Source organism: Hahella sp. CCB-MM4 (assembly GCF_002260525.1).
Classification (GTDB): Bacteria; Pseudomonadota; Gammaproteobacteria; order Pseudomonadales; family Oleiphilaceae; genus Hahella.
Map to the genome: position 1 here is coordinate 1 of NZ_MRYI01000085.1, position 448 is coordinate 448.

The 448-nt window shown below is 53.8% G+C and carries 1 protein-coding gene; it reads left to right on the forward strand.

Translation table 11 applies throughout. The annotated features are described in order from the left end of the window. Positions 1–67: 67 nt before the first annotated feature. The coding region (locus BTA51_RS30045; protein ID WP_141215719.1) for a hypothetical protein at positions 68–448 on the forward strand (381 nt) is incomplete at its 3' end.

Consider the following 448-nt stretch of genomic DNA (forward strand, 5'->3'; position numbering starts at 1 on the left):
CCTATGTGTTCGTCACCGTCGACGGCGGCACCACTTGGCTCGGGTTCCTCTCCGGGGATGCAATGGCATGAGCATCGCGCAGAAATTGATGAGCGCACAGGTTGGCGTGAAGGATCAGACGGTGATTGTCGGGCATGATGGTGCGCCATATGTTTCGGCTTACCCATGGACTGCCGCAGATGGATTTGGCGCGAAGTTCTCAAACCCATCTTCCGCGTTGAGTTATCAAGTGAATGGGGCTGCGTTTAGCCCCTCTATGTCGTCCGTTGCTGTGACCGAAAGCGGAAATATCGGCGCGTTCCAGTTCGACCCGCTGACAGGATTTGGGACAAAATTCTCAGCTCTAGCATCGACATTCAGCATAACATATCGTGTGAACTTCAATCCATCCGGCACTGCTATCGCAGCTGTTGGTACCTCCTCCCCATACATTGCAGCATACGAATGG